We start from the raw sequence: 25,549 nt of genomic DNA on the forward strand, positions 1-25,549 counted from the left end.
TTCAAGTGGCTTAAGGGCAACAAACTACCACAGTTACCCTATTTTCCCATGTGTTTACGCAATTTTTTAATAACTGAACAATTTTGGTTAATTGCTCAAAGGCTGGAAGTCAAGCGTCAATACCAAACCTTTAACACTTATTGCCTCTCTCTGAAGCTTTGAATAAGCGATTAAAACGTCTTAGCACTCACGATCAACTTCCAGACCTCAATTTAAGGAGAGTTACCTTAAAGCTTTAGCTGCTACCTTGCTTGTGTAGACGAGCAATTAGCTTAAGCCAGAACAGATGTAGTCGAAATAAACACCCATTTCTTTACCAGCATCAGGACCAACTAAGCTAGCAGTGACTTCTTTCATTGCTTGAATAGCTTGTACTGTTGCTCCAATGGGAACACCCAACGAGTTGTAGGTTTCTTTGAGACCATTGAGTACGCGCTCATCTAGAATCGAAGGATCGCCAGCAAGCATTGCGTAGGTAGAGTAGCGCAGGTAATAGTCGAGGTCGCGGATGCAAGCAGCATAGCGACGAGTTGTGTACATGTTACCGCCTGGGCGAGTGATGTCCGAGTATAGCAGCGATTTTGCTACTGCTTCTTTAACAATTGCCGCCGCATTAGCGCTAATAGTTGTCGCAGCACGTACGCGGAGTTCACCGGTTTGGAAGTAGCCTTTTAGCTTTTCCATTGCCGAATTGTCGAGGTACTTACCTTGTACGTCTGAAGCATTAATTACTGCTGTAATTGCGTCTTGCATGGTTTTAATTCCTTATTTCCCACCGTGTTGCAATGATTAATTTAAAAGTAGGTTTTTCTGCCCTACTGCATAGCACCTACTAAGTAGTCAAAGTAAGAGCCAGCTTCAGAAGCATCTTCAGAAGACATCATAGAAGTAGCAACGTTCTTCATTGCGCGAACGCTTTCAGCAACAGCTTCGATCGGAGTACCGAGCGATTTGTACATTTCGCGGACTCCAACAACACCAATTTCTTCAATTGGGGTAACATCACCAGCAACAACACCATAGGTGATCAAGCGTAGGTAATAATCCATATCGCGCAAGCAAGTTGCGGTCATTTCCTGACCATAAGCGTTTCCACCAGGAGAAACGACATCAGGGCGCTTTTGGAATAACTGATCGCCGGCTTGCTTAACGATACGTTCGCGGTTGTCTGTTAGCGTTTGAGCAATGCGTAAACGACGCTCACCACTTGTAACAAAGCTCTTGATCCGATCTAGCTCACCAGGGCTAAGATAGCGAGCTTCGGCATCTGCATTCACGATCGACTTCGTGACGATACTCATTAACCGATTCCTCCAAAAACTAATGAAACCAGATTTGTTTTGTTTCTCGTACTTACGCTGGCAGTAAGTCGAGGCCGCTAGCTGACATCTTAAGAGTAAGTGCGGGATATCACAACTTACCCACTGCTAGTAGCAATTTACTCAACTTTTTGGATGCTACTACACGGAATTCCGTTACGTTTGTGTTCCAATTGGGGAGAGTTCCCAGTTTTTTCAAGGTGTTTTTTATAACATCTGCTGCTTTATACGTTCTGACGTGCTAGTGAGTTCACTGCTTTCGTCTAGACATCTACCAGTTACCTACGTAACTAGAAATACATCAGCTTGCAGACACAGTTACCTTCCGCAAATATTTTGCGGCATTTAGTTCATCTTCTGAGTCACCTGTTAACAGTTTTTAACATTACTTTTCAGTTTTCTTGCGGACAAAAGCCTCCAACCCGTCATTTTGTCTTGACTGGTCAGAGGGTAAGTCTAGTTATTGACTCAGAATGAACTTTGCTGAGACTTTAGAGGCGGTTTAAAACTGAAGGAGACAAATCCGACCAAGATTGCTTAACAAGGTCTGCTGCGGCCTTCACGCTACCCAGGTAGTTACCTGCGGGTAAAGATGGATAGCGGCGATAAGGGACGACATCTTCGCCAAAGTATTGAGCGTACTCAGGACTGTCTACCATCGCGTCAACGGCTGCTTTCAATCCACCATCAGCTAACAGCTTGTTATATTGGCGAATTTCTTGCTGTGTCGCGGGTGCCCGACCCAAGATATGACGAAATAAAAATTCAATTACCTTGGTATTTGGGTATGGTGTATAAAAGCGCCGTACATAGATGTCTGAACTTGCCAACGTGCGGACAAATTCGCGTACCGAGATTTCACCGTTTTTGAGTTTACTATCTAAATCAGAACGCCGTAGACCTGTAGGAACTTGACCGCTAAACAAGTCCATAACTTGAGCGTAGATTGCATCAACGACTAATGCTATTTCCGCAGCGCTTGCGCCTTGGGTAGCACGGTAAATACGCGCGGGTTTACGACGCGTCGTTCCTACACCAACTTCGACTGATTGTCCACGACCGTCGTTAAACGAACGACCAAGCTCGATAAATAGCGGACGAGTGCGATCCATTTGCCGAGCTTTCGCCGCGGTATCAGCGATCGCCTTCGCTGTTAATGGCATCTTCGCCGCATCCATTCTTGGTTTGACTGGCTCAAAGCTGGGGACAACCAAGTCATCGTTTTGTTTCGTTAGTTGATTGTAAAGCTTCTCTGTATTTGGGAAGTTTGCTGCTGGTAAGGTTGGGAAGCGGCGGTATGGCACAGTGTCTTCCCCAAACACTTGGAGATACTCCATGCTATTGACCATCGCGCTCACAAAGCCACGAAGACCTTGCGAAGCTAGAATTTGATTATACTTGCGGATTTCTACCTGGTCTTTCGGCGCACGACCTAGGAAGTGCTTCGTTCCTAGCTCAATCACTTTTGTGTTCGGGTATGGCGTATAAAACTCCTTAATGTAGAGCTTAGAATTACCTAACCCTTCAATAAACTCTTTAACCGTAATCTCAGCGTTACCGAGGCGACTTTCTAGTGATGTGAATTCGTTCTCAGCGATGTATGGTTCTATATCACGCTCAAAGATTTGACGGTAAGCAGCCCGAATAATGATTTGAACATCAGTTTTATCCGTACTGCTTCCCAGTTTGAAAATCTTAGTTTGTTCGCGTTGGCGCGAAACACCTTGATTAACTCGGAATTGAATATTTGGTTCCGAGCGAGTTTCGGTGACTGCACCCAATTCGACAAAGCGCGGTGTTTCTTCTGTTTCGACTTTGGCACTAACAATATCTTCGGCGATACTGCTCACGCGTAGCGATCGCAACGCGACACCCGCAGGCGTCAAATAACGCTCGTAAGGAACTGTATCTTCACCAAACGTTTCGCTATACTCTGGACTGTCCAGAATGGCATCAATCAGGGCATAGAAACCTTTCTTGGAACAAATATCAAAGTATTTATTTGTTTCTTGTCTACCATAAGTAGGACGACCGAGTAAACGCCGATGAATGTACTCAATCGCTTTGGTTACATACAAACGAGTCCAGTACAAACTGCGGAACAAATCCGATTTAGCTAGCTGGCGAATAAATTCGCGGACACTAATTTCACCGTTTTCTAGTTTAATTTCTGCGACCTTCAGCCGTTGTCCTTCGTAGACATCGCGACCAAACACCTGAAGATACGCAGCACGAATGACTGCTTGTGTCGAGCTTTCCGAGAATTTAACACTCGAACTTGTAGGTGCTCTTCTGCTACCAACACCTGGTAACTGATCGAGACGAAAGACCTTTGGTCCAAGGCTTCCAGGAAACTCACCGCGTGCTTTCGGATTGCTATTCTGGTTATTGATTGCGGGTCCTTGGTGAATCAAGATCCGCTTAGTATCCTTACCAAAAGGAGCCGGTCGCGTGCTAGGGTTGCGAGTTTCTTTTGGAAAAATTGCACCGAACTGAATTTCCAACGGATCGTTACCTGAGCCATAGGGATGTTGGTCGGGTAACGGTTGATTGTAATCAGCAAACAGCGTGATGAACTGTGGTACCTTGCGGAACGGCGCACTGTAGTTTAAGAGGTCTTGCTGTGCTCCCCAGTTGCGACATTCTTGCGCTTCTTGACCGAGACCACGAATATATGGAACGGTTTCTTCACCGAAGTAGTCCGAATATTCTTTCGAGTCTACTAAAGCATCAACTAACGCTGGTAAGCCGCCTTGCGAAATAATCGAGAAGTATTCTTGCAGTTCTTCGCGACTTGATGGACCGCGACCTAAGAAGTGACGAAAAGCTAATTCAACAACTCGGCTATTGATAAACGGCTCGTAGAACTGTTTGCGATAGAGTGGTGATTTACCCAAGCGGCGAATAAACTCTTTCATTGAGATGTCGCCGTTTTTAACTTGAGACTCTAGATAGGAAATTGACTGGCTGTAAGCACGGGTAATATCGCGTTCAAAAACTTGCCTGTAAGCTGCTTTCACAACTTCTTGCTTCTCAGTTGCAGAAAGACCAGGCTTCATGACAAATTTTTGCCGTCTTTCTGCTGCATTGAAGTAAATTTGTGGTAGTTGTAAGCCTTGCTTATCCGGCGAATCAGTTTGACGTAGCTTATTTGATGGTGTTGGAGCTTTGAACTCTGTAATCAAGACATCCATGTACTGCGACACAATGTCTGTTGCTTCTTCGTCTCTACGGAAGTAAGAAACTGCAGCTTGCCGCATTTCTTGCAAAGCAACAATTGTCGCTTCTCCAGAACACGCATTTTCAATAATCTCGCGTAATCCACGTGTATTAACCGCGATAATATTCGGATCGCCAGCAACGATCGCATAAGTCACATAGCGCAAAAACCACGACAAGTCGCGTAGTGATTTCTGCATGTTGGTCGGACCATATCGCGCTACGTTAATCGGACGAAATCCTGGTGGAATTGCGCCACCGCCTCCAGGTGATGCACTAAAGAGCGATCGCAGTCCTTCTAAAAATCCACCACGACTTTCTACATACGTGATGTTTCCTAATCGAGAAGCATCTTGTACCGCTTCTTTGGCACCAGCCATCGCCATTTCTGGCTCGCGTGGTTTTTCGAGATACGCCATTGGCGAACCTCCCACAAAGATGCGGTTAGCAGCGCGAGACACAATTAATGCTGAATTTTGGGTCAGAGTCTCGGCAATTTGTAATCGTTTTGTACCAGAGGCAAAATAACTTGCTAATTCGTTTAGTTCGCCGCGTTCCAAAAAGCGGTCTTGTTGTTCCGCTTGGGAAATTGTGGCGACGGCTAGTGTTTGATATAGTTGCGGGCGTGCAACCGAGCTTCCACCACTTGCTTTAACACTCATTATTATTCCTAAAACTCCCTTGAGATCACAACAGCGATCAATCTGACCAGAGTACTAGTTTCTGTTGCTTACTATTTTCCCACTAGAATCTCCCACCCAAAATATTTTTGGTCAAGAAAGTCAAGTGAGTGTGGTACTACTTTCCCACAAAACTTCATGATGTTCGTTTTTGATTGCCGCACCAAGAACGAAGCTGAAACTTGGACTACTTCTCCTTGCTCTACAACTTTCAACTAGAGTCAGTCGTATGTCGTATAGAGAGAAGGTTTTGACAGTCAACTATTTACTTAACAAACTTTGCTGTTTATCAGTCTCACATCTGTTTAGACAGTGTGAGAGTTGACTATGGCTTTTTCGTATACGTAACTTTATGGAGGTTACGTAGGAGATCATAGTGGATATAGGCAGAGCGCCTGAGAAAAAAGATAAGTTTTGTTACTTTTAAAATATGGATCGAGACATCAGTTCTGCCGTGCAGCGGCTATATGACACGTATCCCTTTCCTCCAGAACCGCTTTTGGATAGCCCACCTCCTGGGTATAACTGGCGCTGGAATTGGATTGCTGCTTACAATTTTTGTACGGGTCAAAAACCTAACAAGCAAGATATCCGTATTCTGGATGCAGGATGTGGCACAGGAGTAGGCACCGAGTATCTGGTACATCTCAACCCAAAAGCTTCAGTCGTTGGGATTGATTTAAGTGCAGGCGCATTAGCAGTCGCGCGTGATCGCTGCGCCCGATCTGGTGCTGAGCGCGTCGAATTTCATCATCTCAGTTTATATGATGTCGCCCAGCTACCAGGAGAATTTGATCTAATCAACTGCGTAGGCGTATTACACCATCTAGAAGACCCGATTAGAGGCATTCAAGCTTTAGCCGCTAAACTTGCCCCTGGCGGTCTCATGCACATCTTTGTTTATGGAGAATTAGGGCGCTGGGAAATTCAATTGATGCAAAAAGCAATCGCACTTCTCCAACAACAAGGCGATTATCAAGATGGCGTCCAAATCGGGCGCAAAATTTTTGCAGCTTTACCAGACAATAACCGCATCGTCAAACGCGAAAAAGAACGCTGGTCGCTAGAAAATCAGCGCGACGCGAACTTTGCGGATATGTACGTTCATCCCCAAGAAATTGACTACAACATCGAGACGCTTTTTGAACTGATTGATGCTTCAGGTTTAGAGTTTTTGGGCTTCTCGAATCCGAGTTATTGGCAACTAGAGCGACTTTTAGGAAAAGACCCAACGCTGATGCAACGCGCGCAAGATTTGAATGATCGCGCTGTGTATCGATTGATTGAATTATTAGACCCCGAAGGCGCAACACATTACGAATTCTTCCTCGGTCGCTCCCCTGTACCTAAAGCTGACTGGTCAAGCGATGAAGCACTACTCGGTGCAATTCCCGAACGTCACCCGTGTATCGAGGGATGGGCAAGTCGTTGCTTGTTTAACTACGACTACCAAATCGTGAACTTATCCGAGGCAGAATTTGAATTTCTCCAAGCTTGTGATGCGAACATCCAACAAAAAACCATAGGCGAGATTTTGTCTCAAGTAGAGTTAGAGTTAGCCAGAGTGCGATTGCTCCTCACATCTGGACTAATTATCCTAAATCCGATTTAATTGTTTTTTAAGTATTGTTACCGCAACGTGTTATGATTTCAACTGGCTCATTAGAGTCAAGTTAATCAACCGTAATGGTTTGCGTTTCCCGTGAACTTGGCAAACAACTCCTCAGAACCCGCACCTTCCCAAGGAGAGAACCCTACTGGTTTTGCTTCGTCAAAACCAAGTGACTCGATGCAAGAGTTCTATCACCTCTCTCAAGAGTTACTGTTTTGGACCATGGCATTGACAGCGATTATCTTTGTCTTTGTCTGGATATTTTATTCCCTCAATATTTCCTTAAACTATCTCATCGGGGCATGTACAGGTGTGGTTTACTTGAGGATGTTAGCAAGAGATGTAGAGCGGCTAGGGGGAGAAAAAAAGCAGCTGAGTAAAACTCGGTTAGCTTTACTAATTGGGTTAATTCTACTAGCAAGCCGGTGGAATCAACTGCAAATTTTGCCTATATTTCTAGGTTTTCTCACCTATAAAGCTTCGCTGATCATCTACGTACTACGGACGACATTTGTCTCTGGCTCTCACAAAGTCGGGCAATCCTAGAAGAGTCTTATTCTCAAAGCTTGGGGAATCCAGTTGAAGGGAAAATGCTGAATATTTTGCACGTCGTCAACTTCGCTCACCTCGCCGAATTAGAAGTAGGTAAACACCTCTACTGGCAAATTGGCAACCTCAAAGTGCACGGTCAGGTCTTTTTGACCTCATGGTTTGTGATTGCTTTGTTAGTAATTGTGTCATTTGCCGCTACAAGAAATATCAACCGAATCCCCCGTGGGCTACAGAACTTCATGGAGTATGCCCTAGAATTCATTCGGGATTTGGCAAAAAATCAAATCGGGGAAAAAGAGTATCGCCCGTGGGTGCCTTTTGTGGGCACTTTATTCTTGTTCATATTTGTGTCAAATTGGTCAGGTGCGCTTGTTCCTTTCCGGCTTATTCAATTACCCGAAGGCGAACTTGCAGCCCCCACCAGTGACATCAATACCACAGTGGCACTAGCTCTGCTGACATCCTTAGCATATTTTTATGCGGGCTTCAGTAAAAAAGGCTTAGGATACTTTGGTAACTACGTGCAGCCTGTACCTTTTATGCTGCCGTTTAAAATTATCGAAGATTTTACTAAGCCCCTTTCCCTGAGCTTCCGATTATTCGGTAACATCCTCGCGGATGAATTAGTTGTGGGAGTGCTGGTTTTACTTGTACCCTTGTTTGTTCCCTTACCAGTAATGGCATTAGGTTTATTTACTAGTGCGATTCAGGCGTTGATCTTTGCTACACTTGCCGCAGCTTACATCGGAGAAGCGATAGAAGATCACGGACATGGTGAAGAACACGGGGAACACTCGTAAATGCAAGGACTAAGGAACGGAAATTAGGTGTTCCTAATTTCCAAACTCAGCAATTGAGAACAAGTCCAAACAATTTTGTAAATTCAGTTTTGTCAAGGTAAGGAAAATATCATGGATCCATTAATTTCTGCTGCTTCAGTTCTAGCCGCTGCTCTTGCTGTAGGGTTAGCTGCTATCGGTCCTGGAATTGGTCAAGGAAATGCAGCAGGTCAGGCTGTAGAAGGAATTGCCCGTCAGCCAGAAGCAGAAGGTAAAATTCGCGGTACGCTGCTGTTGAGCTTGGCATTCATGGAAGCGCTAACAATTTACGGTCTGGTTGTTGCCCTCGTATTATTATTCGCCAACCCATTCTCGTAATTGATCGTTTTTTAACGTGTAGAGGCGTTTTTAATAAGCGTCTCTACATTATTTCGATCATTAAAAATAACTCCTGCTCAACGAACTATAGCCCCTTAGAATGACATCAAAGGGGTACGAAACTATGACACATTCAATAATCTTACTCGCAGCAGAAACAGCAGGTAAAGAAGGCGGGCTATTTGATCTTGACGCTACCCTGCCTTTAATGGCTATCCAGTTTCTATTTTTGGTTTTGATTCTGAACGCGACTTTTTACAAGCCACTAAGCAAAGCAATTGATGAACGAGATGAGTATATCCGTAAAAATCAATTGGACGCGCGCGAGCGCTTGTCAAAAGCTGAGCAATTAGCTGCGCAGTACGAGCAAGAACTCGCAACAGCACGCCGACAGTCGCAACAAATTATCGCCGATGCTCAAGCAGAAGCTGAGAAAGTTGCCGCCGAAAAAATAGCAGCAGCACAACGAGAAGCACAAGCACAGAGAGAACAAGCGGCTCAAGAGATCGAACAGCAAAAACAAGAAGCCCTAGCATCGCTAGAGCAGCAAGTTGATTCTCTCAGTCAGCAAATCATGGAAAAACTGCTAGGAAAACAGCTTGTAGGTCAGCGCTAGTTGTAGGTCAGATAAAAATTTAGAGTAGAAGCTTGATGCCCCGATTGGGATAGGCAATTATTCACAAGACGAACTCAAGCAGCGCAGATGTGGACGGGTACAATGGAAACTTTTTTATTGTTGATGGCAGAAGCCAGCGCTGTGAATGCTGAATTGGCAGAAGGGAATCACGGTTTTGGGTTAAATTTCGACATTTTAGAAACAAACCTAATTAACCTTGTGATTATTATTGGTGTGTTGTTTTTCTTCGGGCGAAAAGTCGTCGGGAAAACATTAAGCGATCGCCGCGAACGCATCGAAGCCGCAATTGTCAGCGCGCAAAAACGTGCAACTGATGCTAAAGCAGCACTCGAAGAACAACAACAGAAGCTGGCTCAGGCGCAAGCGGAAGCCGAAAAAATCCGCAATAATGCCCAAGAAAACGCCAAAGTCGCTAGGGAAAAAATCTTAGCAACAGCAGCAACTGACATTGAACGCATGAAGGAAACCGCAAGTCAAGACTTAAATGCGGAACGCGATCGGGCGATCGCGCAACTGCGTCAACGAGTAGTCTCAATGGCATTGGAAAAGGTCGAATCCCAGCTACAAACTGGTGTAGACAACGAAACGCAGCAAAAATTAATTGACCGCAGTATCGCGCTGTTGGGAGGTCCTTCATGAAAGGCGGTGCCGCAACCCAAATTGTCGAGCCATATGCTCAGGCTTTAATGTCCGTTGCCCGTAATCATAATCTTACTGAGCGATTCGGCGAGGATATACGCGCTTTACTCAACATTTTAGAGAATTCTGAGCAACTGCGTGATTTCTTGGCAAATCCATTTGTTAGCGTTGAGGACAAAAAAGCCGTATTACAGCGTGTAGTTGGTGAAGGAATCAACCCGTATCTACGGAATTTCCTCATGCTACTGGTAGACCGGAGAAGAATTCTTTTACTAGAAGAGATTTGCAAGCAGTTCTTAGCGATTCTCCGTCAGTTAAATCAAACAGTTTTAGCCGAAGTTGTTTCCGCAGTAGATTTGACAGAGGAACAGCAACAAGCTGTCCGCGAGAAAGTCATCGCTATGACAAATGCGCGAGAAGTCGAACTAGACACTAAAATCGACCCTGATTTAATTGGTGGTGTCATCATTAAAGTAGGCTCTCAAGTATTTGATGCGAGTATCCGTGGTCAACTACGCCGCCTTTCGCTACGTCTTAGCGGTAGTGCCTAAGGAATTAGTGTGTGAGTAGCTTGAAAATCGTAATGACAGCGTGCTAAATCCTAACTCTGAACTAACAACTCAAAACTTCTCATTCCTCAACACCTAACACCTAAAATGATCAGCATTAGACCTGACGAAATTAGCAGCATTATTCAACAGCAAATTGAGCAATACGACCAAGAAGTCAAAGTTGCTAACGTTGGTACCGTACTGCAAGTAGGAGACGGTATTGCCAGAATCTATGGCTTGGAAAAAGCTATGGCGGGAGAACTTTTAGAATTTGAAGACGGTACCGTTGGCGTAGCGCTGAACCTCGAAGAAGACAACGTAGGTGCAGTGCTGATTGGCGAAGGTCGCGAAATTCAAGAAGGTAGTTCCGTAACCGCAACCGGAAAAATCGCTCAAGTACCAGTAGGCGAAGCGATGATTGGGCGCGTTATTGATGCTTTAGGTCGCCCCATTGACGGAAAAGGAGATATTCAAACCTCTGAAAGTCGCTTGATTGAATCTCCTGCACCTGGAATCGTTGCTCGTCGTTCGGTCTACGAACCATTGCAAACAGGAATTACCGCGATCGATGCGATGATTCCAATTGGTCGCGGTCAGCGCGAACTGATCATCGGCGATCGCCAAACCGGAAAAACCGCGATCGCTATAGATACAATTCTTAACCAAAAAGGCGGCGACGTTATCTGTGTCTATGTTGCGATCGGTCAAAAAGCCTCGACAGTAGCAAACGTGGTTAACGTGCTACAAGAAAGAGGTGCGCTCGATTACACCATCGTTGTTGCGGCGAATGCTAATGACCCCGCGCCCTTACAGTGGTTAGCGCCCTATGCCGGTGCCAGCATGGCAGAGTACTTTATGTACAAAGGCAGGGCAACACTAGTAATCTACGACGACCTTTCCAAGCAAGCTCAAGCTTATCGTCAAATGTCCTTGCTACTGCGCCGCCCACCAGGTCGGGAAGCTTATCCAGGTGATGTATTCTACCTCCACTCACGCTTACTTGAAAGAGCCGCGAAACTCAGTGACGAACTTGGCGGCGGTAGTATGACTGCACTACCAATTATTGAAACGCAAGCTGGTGACGTATCCGCATACATTCCAACAAACGTTATTTCGATCACAGACGGACAAATCTTCCTATCTGCTGACTTGTTTAACTCTGGTATTCGTCCAGCGATTAACCCTGGAATCTCAGTATCGCGCGTAGGCTCTGCTGCTCAAACTAAAGCAATGAAGAAAGTTGCAGGTAAGCTGAAGCTTGAACTTGCGCAGTTTGACGACCTGCAAGCTTTTGCCCAATTTGCCTCTGACTTAGATAAGGCAACACAAGACCAACTAGCTCGTGGTGAACGCTTGCGCGAACTGTTGAAACAGCCGCAATACTCGCCACTCGCCGTGTACGAGCAAGTTGCCCTACTGTATGCCGGAATCAACGGCTATCTCGATGATATTGCAGCAGACAAGGTTACTAGCTTCACCAAAGGTCTGCGCGAATACATAAAAACAAGTAAACCGCAGTTTGGCGATATCGTCCAGAAAGAGAAGCAATTGACCGATGATGCAGAAAAACTGCTTAAAGAAGCACTAACAGAGTATAAACAAACATTCTTGGCAGCTGCCTAATTTGTAGGGGGTCAGGGATCAGAGGTCAGACGTCAGTTCCTAATCTATTCTTGAATGTAAGGAAATAGTTGAAGTCCAAAGCGTTATCGCGCGTGTTTTTGCTAAACTCTTATGCTTGACAACTGAATTCCTAGCCCCTACCACCGACAACTGAGAATTGAAAAAACTATGGCTAACTTAAAAGCAATTCGCGATCGCATCCAGTCGGTCAAGAATACTCAAAAAATTACAGAAGCTATGCGTCTCGTGGCGGCGGCGCGGGTACGTCGCGCTCAAGAACAAGTAATAGCAACTCGTCCGTTTGCAGACCGCTTAGCGCAAGTACTTTATAACCTACAAGATCGATTGCGCTTTGAAGACGTCGATTTACCACTATTAAAAAAACGCGAAGTTCAATCGGTAGGACTATTAGTGATCTCAGGCGATCGCGGCTTGTGTGGTTCTTACAATACAAACGTCATCCGCCGTGCAGAAAATCGTGCCAAAGAGCTTAAAGCCGAAGGTTTGGACTATAAATACGTTTTAGTAGGACGCAAAGCGATTCAATATTTTCAACGCCGCGACCAACCAATCGACGCAACCTACACAGGCTTGGAACAAATCCCCACCGCAGCAGAGGCTTCGAGCATTGCTGACGAACTCCTTTCCCTTTTCTTATCGGAAACCGTAGACCGTATTGAGCTAGTCTATACTAAGTTTGTTTCCTTAGTAAGTTCGAGACCAGTCGTACAAACATTACTACCGCTTGATGCTCAAGGCTTAGAAACCGCAGATGACGAAATTTTCCGTTTAACGACGCGTGGTGGCGAATTTGAGGTAGAACGCCAAAAAGTTAGCACAACTGTTCGTAGCTTCCCGCGCGATATGCTCTTTGAGCAAGATCCTGTCCAAATTCTAGATGCTCTTTTGCCTTTATATCTCAACAACCAACTGTTGCGTGCGCTGCAAGAATCAGCAGCTAGTGAACTCGCAGCCAGAATGACTGCAATGAACAACGCCAGCGACAACGCTAGCGAATTAATTGATAATCTCACGCTGTCATACAACAAAGCACGGCAAGCTGCGATTACTCAAGAAATTCTTGAAGTTGTTGGCGGTGCACAAGCACTTGGTTAGAAAAAAAACTCTCTAGACTGCTTCTTTGACCCCGACCTCTGTTGTAACTTGTCAATTCCCATCTAGCTGATTATAATAAGAATATAACTGCATGGGGCTGTAATGGTTTCGACGTGGTGGCGAACGCTGCTCTGTGATACAGGTCGAGAGCGAGTCTTCTCTCGTTAATACCGGACTCAAAAAAAAGTAACTGCGAACAACATCGTTCCTTTTGCTCGTAAGCAAGCTCCAGTAGCTGCATAACAATCTCTCAAAGATTCGAGCGTCTGTAGTTTGACTCCGTTAAGGACTATAGACCAACCCCCAACGGATGCTCTAGCGAAGTTTCTCTGGTTATTCGCTAGCTAAGGCTTAACCAGTGCATCCTACCACTCGGGATAATGAGTGGTTCCTGCCTTGAGGACTAGAAAGGCTAAACCTGTGAATGATCGGAGGGCTAATACCCATTACGGACGGCAGTTCGATCCTGCCCAGCTCCATTAATAACAATTTTGAAGTCTGCCTTCTTTATAGAGCAGGCTTTTTTTATTAAGTTTAATATTAACGCTTTAATGGCAATTAGTAGTAAAAGACACTGTATTTAAGACTTGATTGCTTTACTAATTGTATAGAACGTTTTACTTAGTATTGGGATAAAAGTTACCAAATCTGAAGAAAAAGCTGAAACGTAAACCCAAAGCTGTGAACTTCAATCATCTCTTTTCATAGTGTGTGCAACTTTAATTTAATTAGGAGGTCTACAGACACCTCCTCAATCCCTAAATCCCTAGATGTGTATACACGGTAGTTCATCTCTTTAGAGGTGCGAGCAATTTTATTTAAGCCATAGCTAAGAAATGGGTTTACTTGTATAGCCATTTTGACAAAGTAACTTGGCAAAAGCTGATTCACACAAGCTAAATAAATATGATGGAAGTCAAACCTCTAATCTCGCCACAAGAACTAGCAAATCTTTTAGAGCAACAATCTGTTGTTGTTATAGATACTCGCGCACCTGAAGAGTATGCTATTTCGCACATTCCGCAAGCGGTAAATCTACGTGAAATTTTTACTTACTTAGCAACTTCCACTCCGGAGGGATTAGCAAGTTTGCGATCGCAGTTTACCGAACTTTTAGGAGCAGCGGGAATCGCTGGCACAGAACATATCATTATCTACGAAGATGCGCTCAACACTGGCTACGGACAATCGTGTCGAGGATACTTTTTATTAAAATACTTCGGCTGCCCTCAAATCTCCGTATTACACGGTGGCTATCAAGCATGGCTAGCAGCAGGCTTACCAACTACGACAGAAATACCCACAACTGAAAACAAAGCTTTCACTCTCAATGTCGATTCCTCAATTATGGTCACGACAGCAGAAATGCTGCAAGCATTAAATAATCCAGCAATTATCAAGCTTGATGTTAGAGATGCAGATGAATGGAGAGGAGAAAGTTCTTCACCGTATGGCGTAGACTTTTGTCCACGTAAAGGTAGAATCCCTGGTGCAGTGTGGATTGAATGGTATCGGATGATGGAACCTGATTCAAAAACTCCGATGTTCCGTCCTAGCAATGAGATTATGGAAATTTGTCAAGAAGTTGGTATTACTCCAGATTCAACAGTATACGTATACTGCTTTAAAGGATCGCGAGCATCAAACACACTGATCGCATTGAAAGAAGCCGGAATCAAAGACGTACGCAACTACTTTGCTTCTTGGAATGAGTGGTCGCGCGATCCATCATTACCTATTGAAACAGGAGATCCAAGCCAGACCAAGATGCCCGTACAAGTTTAATACCTGAAAAATGTGGGAAACAGTAGTGCGGCAAGAGCAAAGTTCAGAAAAATAATTTGAATTTTTTACTAGTACACAATAATCTACTTGATTAACCGTGGTTTATGCACAAAAGAAACTTTGTTAAGTAGCACAATTTACTGTTTTCTACAGTTTCTTCTGCTCCAATTAGATAGAATGTTCTATTTTAGATAGCAATGGCTGAAATGACGATGACGACACAAGTTAAATCTCCACTGCGCCCAGTTAGTAAGGAGGGTTTGGAGAAGCTAGCAACTAATGCTCAAGCCAATCCAGATGTAGTTAAGTCGCTAAAAGTTAAGACAGTGTGTGAAGGACAGTTTCGTAACCTAACTTATGTACGCGATCTACCTGCTCACGTTATCGATGAACCACCAAGTCTCTTAGGGCAAGATACAGCACCAAACCCCTCTGAAGCCGTATTAGCCTGCTTGGGTTCGTGTCTCTCGGTTGGTATCCACGCGAATGCCGTGATGCGTGGTATTACCCTCTCCAAACTCGAATTGGAACTCGAAGGCGATATTAATATTACAGGTGTATGGGGAATTGGGGACTTGTCTGAAAAGAGGTTGGGATTTACAGATATTCGCGTCAAAGTTGATTTAGAAGGTGATGCAACGCGTGAAGAACTAGAGGAACTCGTTGCGCACTCTAACTATTGGTCGCCTGTTGCTAATACACTACGGCTACCTGTAAACATGGAAGTTTCTCTCGTTTAGACTTTCGGTTTGCTTATCTATCTCAGTGATTCGGCTCAATCTTCAAGAGCAATCTAGCAATAGCAGTGCATAGATTGAGCCTGTGTTTTTGTATTTACTACGAAAGAGAACTCACGATGCATTCTGATAGTTATATCGTTGAAGATGTTTCCATTGAGCAGACGCTATTACGCGATCGCACAAATACGGACGTGATCGCGCAGGAACTACAAAAGCTCATTAGGTTAGAATTGCAGCCTAAAGTCAAAGACATCGATGAAAAAGGCGAATACCCTCGAACCTTTCTCCAAAAACTAGGTGAAATTGGTGGATTTAAGCAAACTGTTCCCATGCAGTTTGGCGGTACTGGATATCAAGGGCTAAAGTTTCCAGTACAGATGATTGAGGCAATTTCTCAAGAATGCTTGAACACAGGATTTATTACATGGTGTCAATTTGCTTGTACTTGGTACTTACAAAATAGTGAGAACGAATACTTACTAAATAACGTTTTACCCAAAGTTGCCAATGCAGAGATTTTAGCAGGCACAGGCTTATCGAATCCCATGAAGCATTTTGCTGGAATTGAGAAAATTGCCTTAGTAGCACAGCGACAAGCAGGCGGGTGTTTACTCAATGGTACTTTACCATGGGTGTCAAATATTGGTTCAGGACATTACTTTGCGATCGCGGCTCAACTAGCTGATTCAGACGACTACTTAATGGCGATCGCCAACGATGATTTACCTGGGTTAACTTTACGCTGCAATACTCATTTTATTGCCCTCGAAGGCAGCAATACTTACTCTTGTATTTTCAAAGATGTTTTCATACCTAATGAACTTATATTAGCAGCACCTTGTAGCGAGTATGTAGAGCGAATTAAAGCAGGTTTTGTTCTGACTCAAGTGGGCATGGGTTTAGGATTAGTCGCGAGTTGTATCGAGTTGATGAAAGAAGCCAACAAACGACTAGAACATGTCAATTGCTTTCTCGACGACTGTGTAGAAGCTCTAGAGAATGAACTAGAAACTTTGCGTTTACACACATACATATTGGCAACAGAAATATCCAACCATCAACGTATTCGAGACAATAAGTTCTTCAAAGCAGTTGTTCAAGCGCGTGCTACAGCTTCAGAACTTGCCCTACGTGCTGCACAATCTGCAATGTTACATCTAGGAGCCAAAGCATATTTGGAAGGTAGTACTGTTTCTAGAAAACTGCGTGAAGCCTACTTTGTAGCAATTGTAACTCCAGCACTCAAGCATTTAAGAAAAATACTATCTCATATGAAGGATATTTCTATTGATTGAATACTCATAACTAGAATCATCACCTCTAAAGAGAAAAAACTCACTTTTCTTCTCTCTGTGTTTTCTGCATCTGAAGTGGTTCGTTAAAAAGTAATTTTCAAAAATTACGTAAAATGGCTGTACGAGAAAAATGGAAATTTCTTGTTTTCAAATAACAAGAAAGTTATGAATTCAAACTCATAAAAAAGAAAAATTTACTCAATTCAATATAAGACATATGGCAACTTTATTGGAAGCAAAAAGTGGAAAAATTTCTACTTTAGATAAATTGAGATGTTCTTGTGGTAGATTTCATGCCTCAGAAGATCATTGGAGATTCATTGAAGGAATGCCCCAAGATCCAGCAGATTTGGTTGCCGATTTAATTGCAATGGGGCAATATAAACCTGAGGCACTGAAGCTAGCTGAAAAATTTACTCATGCGGAATTGAGAAAAACTTTAGTTCTACAGATGCTTGCTAAAGCTGAACCAGAACAGCAGCGAATATGTAACGACTTAATCAGACAAGCAGGAGGATTAGAAGAAGCGTTTGCGGCAGCATTTGGACCTCATGCAACAGAGTTTTTTGATGATACTTTGCGGGCGAGTAGATTTCGACGAAGAGACTTTTTAATAAAAGTAGCAGCAACAGCCGCAATTGTGACCTTGGCTAGTTGTGCAGGAGGAAACAACACAAATACCACACAATCATCAGGAGAAGCTAGCACCCCTGGAAACCTTGAAAAAACCGATTTAACAATTGGCTTTATTCCAATTGCGTGTGCAACGCCCATTGTCATTTCAGAACCATTAGGCTTTTATCAAAAACACGGCTTAAATGTCACATTACGGAAAATGCCGAATTGGGCAGCAGTTCGAGAATCGGCGATCGCAGGTGAACTAGATGCCTACCATATGCTTTCGCCGATGCCAATTGCAGTGACTTTAGGTTTAGGTTCTACCACTTTCCCAATTCAACTTGCGAGTATCGAGAATATTAACGGACAATCAATCGCAGTTGCACTGAAGCATCGCGATCGCATTCAAGGTCCTGCGGACTTTAAGGGAATGACGATTGCTGTTCCTTTTCCTTATTCAATGCACAATCTGTTATTACGTTATTACTTAGCATCTGGAGGGTTGAATCCAGATACCGATGTTGCGATTCAAATTGTGCCACCGCCCGACTCTGTAGCGCAGATGTCCGCAGGACAGATTGACGCTTTCTTAATGCCTGACAATTTTGGTCAACGTGCGGTATTTGAAGGCATTGGTTTTATTCATATGTTGACAAAAGATTTATGGGATGGTCATCCTTGCTGTGCTTTTGCCGCTAGTCAACAGTGGATCGATGCACATCCTAACACCTTCCGTGCAGTCAATAAAGCAATTATTGATAGCGCCGCACACGCCAATGCCGCTGAAAATCGCACCGAGATTGCGAAGGTACTTTCAGAACGTCGGTACCTTAATCAGCCTGAACCTGTATTGCAAGCCGTCATGACAGGCAACTTTGAAGATGGATTAGGAAATACTCTCAACGTACCCGATCGCATTGGATTCGACCCATATCCTTGGAAAAGCTTTGCCAAATGGATTTCCTCGCAGTTGGTGCGATGGGATTTGATGCCAGCCGAGAAAGCAGACTATCCCCAGATTGCGGAACAGATTTACATGACCGACTTAGCAAGAGAACTCGCGATCGAATTAGGGCAAAATCCACCTGCTGAAGAAACAAGAGTCGAAAACCTCAAGTTTGACACCTTTGACCCAGCAAATCCGGCAGCTTATTTAGAACAACAAAGCCAAAAATTTAACGTTTGAGGAGCTATGGCTAATACACTATCGCAACGCCGTAAATCCGCACCCATCTGGCTTAATAATAACGTACGAGCATTTGTGCTATTTCTGATTTTACTACTGTTATTTCTGGGAGTTTGGGAACTCGGAGCACAGCTAAATATCTTCTCGCAACTCGTGCCATCGGCAAGTCAAACATTGCAAGCCTTTTGGGGCTGGGTTTCTGACCCATTTTTTGACTATGGTCCTAATGATAAAGGCATTGGCTGGCACGTACTTTCAAGTTTAAGAAGAGTCGTTACAGGCTTTTTGATTGGTTCGGCGATCGCAATTCCTCTAGGTATCTTAATCGGACTATCTGACGTCGTTTCTAAAGCTATTGACCCTTATATTCAAGTTCTCAAACCCGTCTCACCGCTTGCATGGCTGCCGCTAGGACTTGGTTTACTCAAAGATTCAGAAAACACCGCCTTATTTGTTATCGCGATTACGAGCCTTTGGCCTACACTTATCAATACTAAATTTGGCGTGAGTAACGTCGATCCTGCCGTACTTAATGTTGCACGTACCTTAGGGGCTTCGCGCTGGCGCGCAATTTGGAAGGTTATTCTTCCTGCTGCTGCGCCTAGTATTGTTGCTGGACTGCGCATCAGTATTGGTATTGCTTGGTTAGTCATTGTTGCAGCAGAAATCCTAGTTGGTGGAACCGGAGTCGGCTACTTTATTTGGAACGAGTGGAACAACCTAGAAATTACAAGTATCCTCACCGCAATTATTGTGATTGGATTCGTTGGGTTACTGCTAGACCGCATATTTGGATTGCTGCAAACCTGGGTTTCGTTTGGACAGCAAAGATAGCAACATAGTGCAACAAACCGAGGAGTAAGCTGGGTCGTTGGTAACTTTCAGTAAGTCTTGACACTATTATGATTTCTTCACACATTGATCCTGTTAATACAATTAGCGCTGCTTCTGCCCAACTTGCTTTGAACCATGTTTTCAAAGTTTATCCAGGGCGGCAAAGTTGGCAAGATAAATTACTACGACGTACTTCCTCAGATTTTGTAGCGCTAGCAGATATTAACCTAGAAGTCGAAGCAAATACCTTTGTCTCAATTATTGGTCCATCCGGTTGTGGTAAATCAACTTTACTCAATATTATTGCGGGACTCACCCCACCAACACGCGGTTCAGTCAAGCTCAACCACGTCGAAATTCACAAACCAGGTCCTGACCGCGGCGTGGTATTTCAAAACTATGCCTTGATGCCGTGGATGACAGTTATCGAGAATATTCGCTTTGCGATTGAGACAGTGTATCCCCAGATGCCGCTTGCCCAACAGAAAAACATTGCTCGCGATTACATCGACTTAGTAGGGCTACACGGCGCGGAACGTAAGCATCCTCACGAACTCTCAGGTGGGATGAAACAAAGAGTAGGCATTGCCCGTGCACTAGCAATCAACCCCAAAATTTTGCTGATGGACGAACCATTTGGGGCTTTGGATGCGCTGACGCGTGGTTTTTTGCAAGACGAAGTGGCGCGGATTTGGGAACAACAACGGCAAACTGTTATCCTCATCACTCATAGTATTGAAGAAGCGCTGTTACTCTCGGACAAGATTGTCATGATGACACGAGGTCCTGCGGCTCGAATCGCTGAGGTGTTAGATATTCCTTTTCCCCGACCGCGTAAGCGCGAGTGTTTAGACCAGTACCCAGCGTATCATGAGTTAAAAGCTGAATTAGAAATGCATTTATCGAGGGAAACGCGGGCTGTAGAAGAAGCACGAATCAAAGTTAACGCTTAGTAAGAATTGAAAGGAGTAGGTGATGTCAATCGAGATTCCTGAAATTACAAAGAAACTGCTAGCTGCCAAGCAAGCAAAAAAATTAAGCTTTGCCGATCTCGAAAAAGCTGTCGGACGTGACGAAGTATGGATTGCTACAGTCATTTATCGTCAAGCAAGTGCCTCAGAAGATGAAGCCAGTAAAATTCTTCATGCATTGAATCTTAGTCAAGATTTAGTTTCTGAATTGACTGCTTATCCTGCCAAAGGATTAGGTCCTGTCGTACCAACAGATCCTCTTATCTATCGCTTCTACGAAATCATGCAAGTTTACGGCATGCCAATTAAGGAAGTCATTCATGAAAAGTTTGGCGATGGCATTATGAGCGCAATTGATTTCACGCTAGAGGTGGAAAAAGAAGAAGACCCGAAAGGCGATCGCGTCAAAGTAATCATGAATGGTAAGTTTCTACCTTACAAGAAGTGGTAAGGTAATTTGCTGTAACACAAGTAACAGAAATAAAATAAAAACTGTTGGGTAGCAGCAACTTACATTTATGGTCAATCTCAAGCGCACTCGTGAGGATATCTTGTCCTCGGTTGGAGAACTGATTCATCGTCAAGGCGTTCAATCAACAGGGCTAAAGGAACTGTTTGCGGCTAGCCAGGTGTCTTCTGGTAGTTTTTACAACTATTTTGAGTCAAAAGACGAACTGGCGCACGCAATTATTGACTTTAAATGGAGCGAACTTAAAGCTGCTATCCTGATACCCGCAAGAAATGCATCTGGAGATCCAATTGCCAATCTCTTTTGGATGATTGATCGCTTAGAGGAAAAACATCTTTCTGACCCTAACTGCGCGGGATGTCTGTTAGGTAATTTGATTGTCGATTTAGTTGAACATGATACTTCGTTTCAAGAGCATTTAGTTCAAGTTTTTGACGAGTGGCAAAGTACGATCGCTCAATTACTGCAAGCCGGTCAATCTCAACTGCAAGCGCACGTCACTCCTGAAGAACTAGCCGAACAACTGCTGACAATGATTGAGGGGGTGTTGTTGATGGAACGTTTATATAAGCAACCTGCGCGATTGCAGCGCGGTTTTAATATGATTCGGGCACTTTTGAAAGCATCACTCGCTCAGGCGCACCGTTTCACTGCATAATTGTTAATATAGCAATCTTAATCAATTGTAAAAAACGGCTATAAAAAATAGCTAAGAAAATCATTAAGAACTTCTAGCATAAAGAAAGTCACAAACGAGGTTTGGATCTTTCTAGATTCTCATAATTGAATTGGGATTGCTATAGATATTTTTTCAGCTAATACTACAAGTTTAATGATGTAGTTGAGTTAGTTTGTGAGATTCAAATTCATTCAGCAATATTCCAAAATGCTAATGCCATAAATACTATTCCATCACAACCGCAAAATTACAGATTCAGACTCAAGATGACTTGAATATTCAGTATTCTTCACCAGGGAAAATAATTGGGTTTTATGGCAGAGTTGACGTAGTAGTAAGTTGTCTCTAAGTTTTTATTCTGAACAAAAACTGCCTATTGTCATAAATATCCAAATATTATGAGTTTAAAACATAGCATCATAAATTTCCCATTGTTGCAATACTTGAACCAACCTTTGTTTGATCGTAAAGCAGAATTTATATTAGCTCCACGACGGTTTCAATATATATACAGAGTACAAATTCTTGAAAACTGCTGGAAACAAGAATGCTACTCACAAGATCGCTTTAAGTAGAGAACTCACCTCTATTAAAGTGTTTCCGCTTAAGTAATAGTATTTGTAGATTTAAACTAACACATTAGACACTCAATGCATTAATCTTTAACTAATCATTAATTTAGTCTCAAGCTAGTCAAAGATTCCTTAAACTCATCTTAACCTGGTCTGCAATGATGACACTATAAAGATTCATAGTAAAGACAATGCGTTGTCATGATGATTGGCAACGCGAGCATCAGGATGAGGAATTGCTAATAATGACTAAGGTTAAGAAAGATGTCGAGCAGCAGAAGCCACTAGGAAGATATCTAATTGAAGCTGGTTTTATTAGTTCTGAGCAACTAAAAGCAGCACTTGCGGCTCAACGGTCAGGAAAAAAACGTCTAGGGGAAATTTTAGTTAAAAAGGGTTGGATTAGACATCAAACGCTTGATTACTTAATCGAAAAAGTTGTTTTACCCGAGCGTAGTTCGCAAAAAAATCTGCGCCTAGTTCAAAAAGATTATCAACATCATTTGGAATCTGTAAATACCAATCAACTGGTAAACATACCACGTCAAAAATTAGAAATTCCTGTTTCTCCTTACAAAACTACTCGGTTACTATTTTATATAGCAGTTGCCCTGCTAGGTGCTCACTTAGTGGGGCAATTTACTGAACACTTTTTACCTAATTACTTTTTCAGAAATTTTATTGCAGAACAGCTTAACTTAGATCGAGAGCTTAATATTCCAACGCTTTACGCAATGGGTTTGTTACTCATAAGTTCAATATTACTTGCAATTGTTGCTTACGCAAAGCACGTAAGAGGCGATCGCCAAGTGCGTCACTGGGTTGCACTATCGATTATTTTTCTTTGTCTTGCTATAGATGAGATTACAAGTCTTCATGAGCGCATGACTGATCCTTTACGTTCCATGCTCAATACTAATGGTTGGCTGCATTATGCTTGGATAATTCCTGGTATTGTATTTGTTTTAGTGTGTTTACTGGTATTTGCAAAGTTTCTTAAAAATCTCCCAAGCAAGACTCGTCAACTTATTCTGTTAGCTGGTGTAATTTTTGTAAGTGGTGCAATTGGTATCGAAGCGATTGGTGGATACTATGCACAAGTTTACGGCGAACAAAACATGGGTTATGCGTTGATAGCAGGTATTGAAGAATTTTTCGAGATGCTAGGTGTCATTATTTTTATCTATGCACTTCTATCACATATAGATGATGCAATGAAAGGCTTAAGTGTGCGGTTTGAAATTGTTGCGCACCGCCCACCAAACACAGTTCATTCATCCTAGAGTCTAAATCAAAACAAGATTATCACGATGAATGACAGTTTCTGCACCTTCGTAGCCCAAAATTACCGAGATTTCTTTAGAATGTCGCCCACGGATACGCTTGAGTTCGTTGCTACTATAGTTGACAATTCCTCTAGCGATTTCATTGCCATGCTGATCACATAACTGCACCGCTTCCTGGCTGTCAAATTCTCCCTCAACTGTGCTAATTCCTGCGGCTAATAAAGACTTACCACCTTGACTAATTGCGGTAATCGCACCAGAATCGAGGTAAAGCTTGCCAGCAGGAATTAAACCATAAGCAATCCAGCGCTTTCTTGCATTTGTGGGCTGCGGTTGTGGTTCAAACTGCGTTCCTAGTGGTTCGCCTTGCAAGATGCGAGTAATATTGTAGGGAGAGCGTCCTTCAGTAATTGCCGTACGAACACCCGCTGCTGTGGCAATTCTTGCGGCAGTGACTTTCGTAACCATACCACCAGTTCCCCATTGCGAACCGCGATCGCCGACTTGTAAATGAGTTAACTGTGCGATATTCTCAACAAGCGTTATCGGTTTAGCATCAGGCACAAAACGCGGATCGGCAGAATATAAGCGGTCTACATCTGTCAGTAAAAATAACCAATCGGCTTCAATTAAGCTTGCGACTAAAGCAGACAGTGTATCGTTGTCACCAAACTTTAATTCTTCTACTGCAACCGTGTCGTTTTCGTTGACTACCGGAATAACGCCTAGACCGAGTAGCTCTTGAAACGTGTTATAAGCATTGAGGTAGCGGCTGCGTTCCATCAAGTCACTACGAGTTAACAAAACTTGCGCGATTGGTTGTTGTAGCGTTGTGAATAAATCATCATACACGCGCATCAACCGTCCTTGACCGACTGCGGCGACGGCTTGTTTAAGCGCGATCGCTTTTGGGCGTTCGACTAAACCTAATCGCGCACAACCTACTCCTACAGCCCCAGAAGACACTAATACGACTTTGTGACCTTGGCGTCGCAGTTGGGTTAAAACTTCTGCCAACATCGCAATAGTAGAAAGTGCTAATTGACCAGTTTCAGGTTGTGTCAGACTTGAGGTACCAATTTTGACGACAAGGGTTTGAGGCATTGACTGCAAAGGAGTTAAACAAATGGATGCGAAGCACGATTGTTCCAAATCTCAATTGTAAAGTGCCAGCTTCACGCTTGGTAAAAACGAAGGCTCTATTAAGTGATGAGGAAACAGGCAGATAGCAGAGAAAGTTAATTTTATTAAGAGATATCAAATTTAGCAGATGAGCGCCAAAGATATTTATCGTTTAGGTTGTTTATCAATGATTTTAGGGTCTTCAAACCATGAGGGTAGCGCAAGGAATTATTTTCTAGAACCTAAAAGCCTTCTTTCTGCCTTTTGACCCTTACCTCCTGCTTTCTTGATCTATAATGCCAGCAAGTTTTCTCAAGATTTCGGCTTTTTAAGCTATTCTAATTGTCTAATTTTTGTTTTTTTGCTGGCAGTGATATTCCCATAACCTGCGATAATACGACTTCAAAGTTGCGGATGGGATAAGAACGAACCGCTTCGCCAGGAGTCACAAATGGTTCTACCAAAATCGTAAACATCCCCAAACGATTTCCTGCCAATACGTCGGTAAACAGGCGATCGCCTACCATCGCGACTTGTTCAACGGGTAGCTCCATTGCCGCCAGCGCCTGCCTTAATTTGCGGCGAGAAGGCTTAACTGCGCCACAAATGTAAGGTAAGTTCAAGGAACGAGCAATACTACCAATACGTGTATCACTGAGGTTATTACTCACCAACCACATTTCCGCGACTGTTCGGGTATGGGCTACCCACTGCTGCAACTCTGGCGATGCTTCAGCAGCTTTGATCGGTACAAGCGTTTCATCTACGTCTAACACTAGCCCTTTGATTTGATACTGCCGCAGAACATTCGGTGTTAGCTGGAGAATAGAACCTTCGAGAATGAGATCTGGCTGCAATAGTTCGTTCCAATCCATGTTCTGCTCAAA

23 protein-coding genes, 1 other RNA gene and 1 pseudogene are annotated in these 25,549 nt (G+C 43.5%); 19 read left to right on the top strand and 6 right to left on the bottom strand.

Features of this window, described 5'->3' with window-relative positions; translation table 11 throughout:
* Positions 1 to 267: 267 nt before the first annotated feature.
* The 4 genes and pseudogenes from apcB to NIES1031_RS08625 form a co-directional block, all read right to left on the bottom strand.
* Entirely contained in the window at positions 268 to 753 is a 486-nt protein-coding gene (gene apcB, locus NIES1031_RS08615) for an allophycocyanin subunit beta (protein WP_015187505.1), read from the bottom strand.
* Between the two features lie 62 nt (positions 754 to 815).
* Positions 816 to 1,301, bottom strand: a complete 486-nt coding sequence (apcA, locus tag NIES1031_RS08620; RefSeq protein ID WP_015187506.1) for an allophycocyanin subunit alpha — start codon at positions 1,299 to 1,301, stop codon at positions 816 to 818.
* 509 nt (positions 1,302 to 1,810) lie between these two features.
* Positions 1,811 to 2,497 carry a phycobilisome rod-core linker polypeptide gene (locus NIES1031_RS25530; protein ID WP_330219959.1) on the bottom strand — a complete coding sequence of 229 codons (687 nt, stop codon included), beginning with the start codon at positions 2,495 to 2,497 and terminating at the stop codon, positions 1,811 to 1,813.
* Between the two features lie 9 nt (positions 2,498 to 2,506).
* Positions 2,507 to 5,200: pseudogene (locus NIES1031_RS08625) on the bottom strand (phycobilisome rod-core linker polypeptide); the annotation flags it as partial.
* Between the two features lie 448 nt (positions 5,201 to 5,648).
* On the opposite strand from NIES1031_RS08625, the gene NIES1031_RS08630 reads away from it, so the two are divergent.
* From NIES1031_RS08630 to NIES1031_RS08720, 19 genes are all read left to right on the top strand, one after another.
* On the top strand, positions 5,649 to 6,830 hold the full coding sequence (locus tag NIES1031_RS08630; protein ID WP_073549033.1) for a class I SAM-dependent methyltransferase: 1,182 nt from the start codon (positions 5,649 to 5,651) through the stop codon (positions 6,828 to 6,830).
* A gap of 177 nt (positions 6,831 to 7,007) precedes the next feature.
* Entirely contained in the window at positions 7,008 to 7,376 is a 369-nt protein-coding gene (locus NIES1031_RS08635; protein WP_218596721.1) for an ATP synthase subunit I, read from the top strand.
* A gap of 44 nt (positions 7,377 to 7,420) precedes the next feature.
* Positions 7,421 to 8,182: a F0F1 ATP synthase subunit A gene (gene atpB / locus NIES1031_RS08640; RefSeq protein WP_073549035.1), complete on the top strand. Its 762-nt coding sequence runs from the start codon at positions 7,421 to 7,423 to the stop codon at positions 8,180 to 8,182.
* Between the two features lie 111 nt (positions 8,183 to 8,293).
* Positions 8,294 to 8,539: an ATP synthase F0 subunit C gene (gene atpE, locus NIES1031_RS08645; protein WP_015187511.1), complete on the top strand. Its 246-nt coding sequence runs from the start codon at positions 8,294 to 8,296 to the stop codon at positions 8,537 to 8,539.
* A gap of 124 nt (positions 8,540 to 8,663) precedes the next feature.
* Entirely contained in the window at positions 8,664 to 9,155 is a 492-nt protein-coding gene (locus NIES1031_RS08650) for a F0F1 ATP synthase subunit B' (protein ID WP_073549036.1), read from the top strand.
* Between the two features lie 102 nt (positions 9,156 to 9,257).
* On the top strand, positions 9,258 to 9,815 hold the full coding sequence (locus NIES1031_RS08655; RefSeq protein ID WP_073549037.1) for a F0F1 ATP synthase subunit B: 558 nt from the start codon (positions 9,258 to 9,260) through the stop codon (positions 9,813 to 9,815).
* Positions 9,812 to 10,366, top strand: coding sequence for an ATP synthase F1 subunit delta (gene atpH, locus NIES1031_RS08660; protein WP_073549038.1), 555 nt, complete (start codon positions 9,812 to 9,814; stop codon positions 10,364 to 10,366). The genes NIES1031_RS08655 and atpH overlap by 4 nt, the downstream gene beginning before the upstream one ends.
* Before the next feature lie 105 nt (positions 10,367 to 10,471).
* Positions 10,472 to 11,989: a F0F1 ATP synthase subunit alpha gene (gene atpA, locus NIES1031_RS08665; RefSeq protein WP_073549039.1), complete on the top strand. Its 1,518-nt coding sequence runs from the start codon at positions 10,472 to 10,474 to the stop codon at positions 11,987 to 11,989.
* Positions 11,990 to 12,157: 168 nt separating this feature from the next.
* On the top strand, positions 12,158 to 13,105 hold the full coding sequence (locus tag NIES1031_RS08670) for a F0F1 ATP synthase subunit gamma (RefSeq protein WP_073549040.1): 948 nt from the start codon (positions 12,158 to 12,160) through the stop codon (positions 13,103 to 13,105).
* A 93-nt stretch (positions 13,106 to 13,198) separates the two neighbouring features.
* Positions 13,199 to 13,587: a transfer-messenger RNA gene (ssrA, locus tag NIES1031_RS08675) on the top strand.
* A gap of 424 nt (positions 13,588 to 14,011) precedes the next feature.
* Positions 14,012 to 14,890, top strand: a complete 879-nt coding sequence (locus NIES1031_RS08680) for a sulfurtransferase (RefSeq protein WP_236738764.1) — start codon at positions 14,012 to 14,014, stop codon at positions 14,888 to 14,890.
* A 197-nt stretch (positions 14,891 to 15,087) separates the two neighbouring features.
* Entirely contained in the window at positions 15,088 to 15,630 is a 543-nt protein-coding gene (locus tag NIES1031_RS08685) for an OsmC family protein (RefSeq protein ID WP_218596709.1), read from the top strand.
* A gap of 116 nt (positions 15,631 to 15,746) precedes the next feature.
* On the top strand, positions 15,747 to 16,925 hold the full coding sequence (locus tag NIES1031_RS08690) for an acyl-CoA dehydrogenase family protein (RefSeq protein WP_084544282.1): 1,179 nt from the start codon (positions 15,747 to 15,749) through the stop codon (positions 16,923 to 16,925).
* Positions 16,926 to 17,142: 217 nt separating this feature from the next.
* On the top strand, positions 17,143 to 18,729 hold the full coding sequence (locus NIES1031_RS08695) for an ABC transporter substrate-binding protein (RefSeq protein ID WP_073549043.1): 1,587 nt from the start codon (positions 17,143 to 17,145) through the stop codon (positions 18,727 to 18,729).
* A gap of 6 nt (positions 18,730 to 18,735) precedes the next feature.
* The gene (ntrB, locus tag NIES1031_RS08700; RefSeq protein WP_073549044.1) at positions 18,736 to 19,563 is read left to right on the top strand and encodes a nitrate ABC transporter permease; all 828 of its coding nucleotides are present in this window, start codon (positions 18,736 to 18,738) and stop codon (positions 19,561 to 19,563) included.
* 68 nt (positions 19,564 to 19,631) lie between these two features.
* Positions 19,632 to 20,516 carry an ABC transporter ATP-binding protein gene (locus NIES1031_RS08705; protein WP_073549045.1) on the top strand — a complete coding sequence of 295 codons (885 nt, stop codon included), beginning with the start codon at positions 19,632 to 19,634 and terminating at the stop codon, positions 20,514 to 20,516.
* Between the two features lie 22 nt (positions 20,517 to 20,538).
* Positions 20,539 to 20,985, top strand: a complete 447-nt coding sequence (gene cynS, locus NIES1031_RS08710; RefSeq protein WP_218596710.1) for a cyanase — start codon at positions 20,539 to 20,541, stop codon at positions 20,983 to 20,985.
* Between the two features lie 67 nt (positions 20,986 to 21,052).
* Positions 21,053 to 21,661 carry a TetR/AcrR family transcriptional regulator gene (locus NIES1031_RS08715; RefSeq protein WP_073549046.1) on the top strand — a complete coding sequence of 203 codons (609 nt, stop codon included), beginning with the start codon at positions 21,053 to 21,055 and terminating at the stop codon, positions 21,659 to 21,661.
* Positions 21,662 to 22,499: 838 nt separating this feature from the next.
* The gene (locus NIES1031_RS08720) at positions 22,500 to 23,537 is read left to right on the top strand and encodes a cyclic di-GMP-binding domain-containing protein, MshE-related (RefSeq protein WP_073549160.1); all 1,038 of its coding nucleotides are present in this window, start codon (positions 22,500 to 22,502) and stop codon (positions 23,535 to 23,537) included.
* Between the two features lie 3 nt (positions 23,538 to 23,540).
* Here NIES1031_RS08720 and proB read toward each other — a convergent pair whose 3' ends face one another.
* Together proB and NIES1031_RS08730 are read right to left on the bottom strand one after the other, a co-directional pair.
* Complete coding sequence (gene proB / locus NIES1031_RS08725) at positions 23,541 to 24,644, bottom strand: glutamate 5-kinase (protein WP_073549047.1); 1,104 nt, start codon at positions 24,642 to 24,644, stop codon at positions 23,541 to 23,543.
* A 356-nt stretch (positions 24,645 to 25,000) separates the two neighbouring features.
* The gene (locus NIES1031_RS08730) at positions 25,001 to 25,537 is read right to left on the bottom strand and encodes a YqeG family HAD IIIA-type phosphatase (RefSeq protein ID WP_073549048.1); all 537 of its coding nucleotides are present in this window, start codon (positions 25,535 to 25,537) and stop codon (positions 25,001 to 25,003) included.
* Positions 25,538 to 25,549 lie beyond the last annotated feature (12 nt).

Origin of the sequence: Chroogloeocystis siderophila 5.2 s.c.1 (assembly GCF_001904655.1) — a bacterium.
In the GTDB taxonomy this organism is placed as follows: domain Bacteria; phylum Cyanobacteriota; class Cyanobacteriia; order Cyanobacteriales; family Chroococcidiopsidaceae; genus Chroogloeocystis; species Chroogloeocystis siderophila.

Excerpts from the sequence above, each read along its gene's own strand:
- NIES1031_RS08630 (WP_073549033.1), top strand. The coding sequence starts at position 5,649 with ATGGATCGAGACATCAGTTCTGCCGTGCAGCGGCTATATGACACGTAT.
- NIES1031_RS08680 (WP_236738764.1), top strand. The coding sequence starts at position 14,012 with ATGATGGAAGTCAAACCTCTAATCTCGCCACAAGAACTAGCAAATCTT.
- NIES1031_RS08670 (WP_073549040.1), top strand. The coding sequence starts at position 12,158 with ATGGCTAACTTAAAAGCAATTCGCGATCGCATCCAGTCGGTCAAGAAT.
- NIES1031_RS08730 (WP_073549048.1), bottom strand. The coding sequence starts at position 25,537 with ATGGATTGGAACGAACTATTGCAGCCAGATCTCATTCTCGAAGGTTCT.
- atpH (WP_073549038.1), top strand. The coding sequence starts at position 9,812 with ATGAAAGGCGGTGCCGCAACCCAAATTGTCGAGCCATATGCTCAGGCT.
- cynS (WP_218596710.1), top strand. The coding sequence starts at position 20,539 with ATGTCAATCGAGATTCCTGAAATTACAAAGAAACTGCTAGCTGCCAAG.
- NIES1031_RS08655 (WP_073549037.1), top strand. The coding sequence starts at position 9,258 with ATGGAAACTTTTTTATTGTTGATGGCAGAAGCCAGCGCTGTGAATGCT.
- NIES1031_RS08650 (WP_073549036.1), top strand. The coding sequence starts at position 8,664 with ATGACACATTCAATAATCTTACTCGCAGCAGAAACAGCAGGTAAAGAA.
- NIES1031_RS25530 (WP_330219959.1), bottom strand. The coding sequence starts at position 2,497 with ATGGATGCGGCGAAGATGCCATTAACAGCGAAGGCGATCGCTGATACC.
- atpB (WP_073549035.1), top strand. The coding sequence starts at position 7,421 with ATGCTGAATATTTTGCACGTCGTCAACTTCGCTCACCTCGCCGAATTA.
- apcA (WP_015187506.1), bottom strand. The coding sequence starts at position 1,301 with ATGAGTATCGTCACGAAGTCGATCGTGAATGCAGATGCCGAAGCTCGC.
- NIES1031_RS08685 (WP_218596709.1), top strand. The coding sequence starts at position 15,088 with ATGGCTGAAATGACGATGACGACACAAGTTAAATCTCCACTGCGCCCA.
- NIES1031_RS08635 (WP_218596721.1), top strand. The coding sequence starts at position 7,008 with ATGCAAGAGTTCTATCACCTCTCTCAAGAGTTACTGTTTTGGACCATG.
- NIES1031_RS08715 (WP_073549046.1), top strand. The coding sequence starts at position 21,053 with ATGGTCAATCTCAAGCGCACTCGTGAGGATATCTTGTCCTCGGTTGGA.
- NIES1031_RS08720 (WP_073549160.1), top strand. The coding sequence starts at position 22,500 with ATGACTAAGGTTAAGAAAGATGTCGAGCAGCAGAAGCCACTAGGAAGA.
- apcB (WP_015187505.1), bottom strand. The coding sequence starts at position 753 with ATGCAAGACGCAATTACAGCAGTAATTAATGCTTCAGACGTACAAGGT.
- atpA (WP_073549039.1), top strand. The coding sequence starts at position 10,472 with ATGATCAGCATTAGACCTGACGAAATTAGCAGCATTATTCAACAGCAA.
- atpE (WP_015187511.1), top strand. The coding sequence starts at position 8,294 with ATGGATCCATTAATTTCTGCTGCTTCAGTTCTAGCCGCTGCTCTTGCT.
- NIES1031_RS08690 (WP_084544282.1), top strand. The coding sequence starts at position 15,747 with ATGCATTCTGATAGTTATATCGTTGAAGATGTTTCCATTGAGCAGACG.
- NIES1031_RS08695 (WP_073549043.1), top strand. The coding sequence starts at position 17,143 with ATGGCAACTTTATTGGAAGCAAAAAGTGGAAAAATTTCTACTTTAGAT.
- ntrB (WP_073549044.1), top strand. The coding sequence starts at position 18,736 with ATGGCTAATACACTATCGCAACGCCGTAAATCCGCACCCATCTGGCTT.
- NIES1031_RS08705 (WP_073549045.1), top strand. The coding sequence starts at position 19,632 with ATGATTTCTTCACACATTGATCCTGTTAATACAATTAGCGCTGCTTCT.
- proB (WP_073549047.1), bottom strand. The coding sequence starts at position 24,644 with ATGCCTCAAACCCTTGTCGTCAAAATTGGTACCTCAAGTCTGACACAA.